The sequence below is a fragment of the Pseudomonas tehranensis genome, from assembly GCF_014268615.1.
In the GTDB taxonomy this organism is placed as follows: Bacteria; Pseudomonadota; Gammaproteobacteria; order Pseudomonadales; family Pseudomonadaceae; genus Aquipseudomonas; species Aquipseudomonas tehranensis.
Genome location: NZ_JABWQV010000334.1, coordinates 1 through 4456 on the forward strand (window position 1 = coordinate 1; position 4456 = coordinate 4456).

The window sequence follows — 4456 nt, forward strand, 5'->3', positions numbered from 1 at the left end:
CTTGCTCCCGCTCGGCTGCGAAGCAGTCGTGAACCTGTGGACGCGGTGTGTCTGACGCACCGCGTTCAGCAGGTTTGGGGGCCGCTTCGCGCCCCAGCGGGAGCAAGCTCCCTCGCCACAAGGTTGGGCTCAAAGCCACAGGGTTGGGTTCCAAGCCACAGGATTGTGTTTCAGGCACAGGAGCGTGCCTGATCCCCGATCAGAACCCTACACTCGCCTGCACGAAAAACGTCCGTGGTGCGCCAACATAAATGCCCGAGTTGTTGTCGCTGGAGCGGGTGTAGTACTGATGGTCGAACAGGTTCTTCACCCCAGCGCCGACCTTCAGGTTCGATAGCTGCGAACCGAAATCGTAGCCGGCGCGCACGTTCCAGAGCACGTAACCGGGCATGTCACCGTAGCGTCCATCGGCGCTGCCGTCGGTGATGTAGTCGTCGCTGAAGCTGCCGTCGGGGTTCACGCTGTTGCCGGGGGAACGTTGTTTGGACTGAGCAAAGGCATCGAGGTTGTACGTCCAGCGATTGATCTCATAACGCAACCCCATGTTCGCCACCTGACGCGAGTAGAACGGCAGGTCACGGCCCTTGAAGCTTGGAATATCACCTTCATAAGTTGCACGGGTGTAGGTGAAACCGGCATTGGCGCTCAGGCCTTCCAGGCGTGGATCCAGCGCAGCCATGTCGTAGTGCACCGAGGCTTCCAGGCCCTGGTGCTTGGTCGCGCCCATGTTGGTCCAACCCACGTCGTTGCTGATGTACTGCAACTCGTCGTCGAAGTCGATGTAGAACAGCGTCACTTCCCCGCCCCACACGTCATCGTTGTAGCGCGTACCGATCTCGTAGGTCTTGGCTTTTTCCGGGCTCAGGCCGTTGGCGGTGTCGTTGCCGTTACCGCCCTGGCCGAGCTGGAAATACTGCAGGCTGCCAAACGACGTTTCGTAGTTGGCGAACAGTTTCCAGGCATCGGACAGGTGATACATCACGCTCAGGGCCGGCAGCGGTTCGTTGCTGTCGATGCTGCGGCGTTTCTCCTCAACCGGGCGGCCGGCGGTGTCGAGTACCGGGCGGTCGTGCCACTCAGTGCTGATGCGTTCGAAACGGATCCCCGGTGTGATGGTCCATTTGCCGACGTCGATCTTGTCATCGATGTAGACCGCGTGGGCTTCAGTGCCGCCAGTGCGGTCCTGATAGACATGGCCGTCGGATCCCGGCCGCACCACCGGCTGATTATCGCGCAGCGCCAGGCGACTGGCCTCTTCGTGCATGCCTTCCTTGAGGTAGCGATAACCGACGCTGGCTTCCTGGGTGGTCGAGCCCAGGTCAAACACATGGGACACCCGCGGCTCGATGCCGAAGGTGTAGTAAGTACGCGGGTAGGACACCAGGTTGCGCTGGTCCCGGTTGGCGATGGTGCTGCCCCGGTAGCTGTCGGAATAATAGGTCAGCACTTCGGCCTGGGTACGGTCGCTGATCTCGCGGATCCACTTGAACGACACGTCCTTGCGCCGGCCGGCGAAGTTGTCCCAGTCACGGTCGGACTGATACGGGTCCGCGTCGTATTGCGCCTGGGTCAGGCCGCCGGGCATGTCAGCCTTGGCGTCGTAGTAATGGAAATTCAGCGAGAAGTCGTCCACCTCGGTGGGCGCCCAATGGGCCTTGAGGATGACGTCGTCGATGTCATTGTCGTTGTTGCTCCGGCGATAGCCATTGCCGTTGACCCCCGAATACAGGAGCGCAACGCCCATGCCGTTATCGGCCGTGCCGCCGAGAAAAGCGCTATCGATGTGCTTCCAGCCGCCGCGCTGGGAGGTTTCCAGGGTGGTGCCGATTTCACCGGTGGCTTTTTCCGGAATGGCGCGGGTCACGAAGTTGATCACCCCGCCGACGTTCTGCGGTCCGTAACGCACGGACCCGGCGCCGCGCACCACATCGATGCTGTCCAGGTTGCCCGCAGAAATCGGCGCCATGGACAGTTGCGGCTGACCGTAAGGCGCGAACGCTGCCGGCACGCCATCGATCAGCACCGTGGAACGGGGCGACAGACGCGAGGTGAGACCGCGCACGCCGACGTTCAGCGAGATGTCACTGCCGCCGGTGCCATTGGCATCTTGCACCTGCACACCCGGCACCCGCCGCAGTACATCGCCGACGTTCATCGCACCCTGCTCCACCATCGCTTCGCGGCGAATTACCGTACGCGCGCCGGCATGGTTCTGCACCACTTCGGCATTGGCATCGCCGAGCCAGTCACCGACCACCTGGATGGCGGTGGCCCCCAGTTCCAGCGGGCCACCAGTGGACGCCGAAGGTGCTGGCAGCACGGTCACCGAACCCTCATCGATCTGGTATTGCAGGCCGCTGCCTTGCAGCAGTCGGCCGAGGGCCGCTTCCGGGGACAAGTTGCCGTCCACCGCCGGGGCTTGCTTACCGGCCACCAGCTCCGGGCTGAAGAACACCTGCAAAGAGGTCTGCTGGCCGAGCTGGCTCAAAGCCTGAGCCAGCGGTTGCGCCTGGATGTGAATGGGCGTGGCGGCCTGATCGGCGAAGGCCTGGGGCAGCGCAGTGCTGACGGCCAGGGTGAGGGCCAGCGGCAGCCAGCGGGCGGGGGTGCGGTTGTTATTTTTGAGGGCGGTTTTCACGTCGAACCTTGTCCTGTTGAATCGCAAGAATACGCGTCTGTTAATGCAAACCAGTTGCAGTTGGACAAGAAGACGAAGAACTCGAAAAAAACCTGAATCTACCGCGCAATTATTTCCTGGCTGCCGTCATCCAGGGTGCGCACGGCCACCGGCAGAATGTTCGGCAAAGCCTTGAGCAGCGCCTCAGGGTTATCGGCGCGAAACACGCTGGTCAGACGCAGGTTGCCCACTGCCGCGCTGCCGATGCGCAAGGGTTTAGCGCGATAACGGGACACCTCCTGGGCGACTTCGCTCAAAGGAGCGTTGTTGAACACCAGTTTGCCGTGGCGCCAGGCGGTGAGTTCATCGGCGTTGATGCCATAAGGTGCGCCGACCTTGCCCTGCGCATCGATACGCGTGCCAAGGCCGGCCGTGAGGCTGACGAACTCGGCCTGCGACGCGTCGCGCCCCTGGACCTTGACACTGCCCTGCTCCACCGCCACCCGGGTTGAGTCGGCATCGCGGCGCACATCGAAGCGCGTTCCGGTCACCGTCACCCGGCCGTTGCCCGCCTCCACCGTAAACGGCCGGCCGGCGTCATACTCGACGCGAAACAACGCCTCGCCTTCGGCCAGCTCCACGCGCCGTTGATGGTGGGCGAACTGAACACGCACGCGGCTGCGGCTGTTGAGGTCGATCACCGAACCGTCCGGCAAAGCGATATGCCGGCGCTCGCCCAGGGCCGTGGCAAATTCAGCGCTGTAATCACGGGAAGCACCCAAGCCGCTGAACAACCCCAGCCCAACCGCCATCGCCAACAGCCCGGCGGCCACGGCGAAGCGCAACAGCGGTCGACGCTTGGGACGTTTGGCGGGTGGTTCGCACAACGCTTGAAGACGTTCCTTGGGCAACAGATCCGTGGCGCTCCAAATGCCCTGCAGCAGTTGAATCTCATCACGGTGATTAGGATGTTCGTCCAGCCAGGTCTTGTAACGCTGGCGCTCATCGACACTCATGACGGGGGCTTGCAAGCGTACGAACCATTGCGCCGCCTCGTCGCGCACCCGGTTCTGCCCGCACGGGCATTCACGGTTATCCATCATGGAAGGTCCTGTGACTCAGGTGGAAGATAACGACGGGTCATTGGCCAGGCCCGTCCAGACGATCGCGCAGATGCCGCAGGGTGCGGATCATATACTTTTCCACCATGTTTTTTGACAAGCCCAGGCGCTCGGCGATTTCCGCCTGGGTCAAGCCTTCGATCTTCTGCCAGACAAACACCGTACGGCAATTGGCGGGCAGCTCGGCCAGTGCCCTTTCGATGGAGTCTGCCAACTGGATCGCGTGCATGTAGTGCTCCGGGTCGCCCGAAAGCGACTGGCTGTGATCGAGCGCCGCCTCCTCCATGGCGCCCCGTCGATCTTCGCGCCGATAGCCATCCACCGCAATGTTGCGTGCCGTCTGGTGCAAATAGGCCCGCGGCTGCTGGACATCGGCCGAATCGGACTCAAGCACCCGCACGAAGGTATCGTGAGCCAGGTCCTCGGCCTGCTGGCGATTGCGCAGACGACGGGTCCAGGTGCCGATCAACTCTTCGTAATGTTCGAAAAAGCCTGGTCTGCGGGGCGGCTTGGGGGTCATCGCACTGCGCTGTAGGGACGGGGCGTGAATAGTAATGCTTCCTATTAAGCTGAAGCAAACGTATTGCAGTGCCTGTCGTCCGAAGCTTCAAAGCTGAGAATTAGATCTATGTGGGAGCAAAGCTTGCTCGCGATAGCGGTCAGACAGTTCATGCACCATCGACGGACACACCGCCATCGCGAGCAAGCTTTGCTCCCA

The 4456-nt window shown here is 62.1% G+C and carries 3 protein-coding genes; all 3 read right to left on the reverse strand.

Annotated elements, in window-relative coordinates:
* Positions 1-199: 199 nt before the first annotated feature.
* Positions 200-2638, reverse strand: a complete 2439-nt coding sequence (locus tag HU811_RS25285) for a TonB-dependent siderophore receptor (RefSeq protein WP_186658730.1) — start codon at positions 2636-2638, stop codon at positions 200-202.
* A gap of 98 nt (positions 2639-2736) precedes the next feature.
* Positions 2737-3720, reverse strand: a complete 984-nt coding sequence (locus HU811_RS25290; protein WP_186658732.1) for a FecR family protein — start codon at positions 3718-3720, stop codon at positions 2737-2739.
* A 37-nt stretch (positions 3721-3757) separates the two neighbouring features.
* Positions 3758-4258 (reverse strand): sigma-70 family RNA polymerase sigma factor, encoded by a 501-nt coding sequence (locus HU811_RS25295; protein WP_092456786.1) that lies wholly within the window; start codon positions 4256-4258, stop codon positions 3758-3760.
* Between the last annotated feature and the right edge of the window lie 198 nt (positions 4259-4456).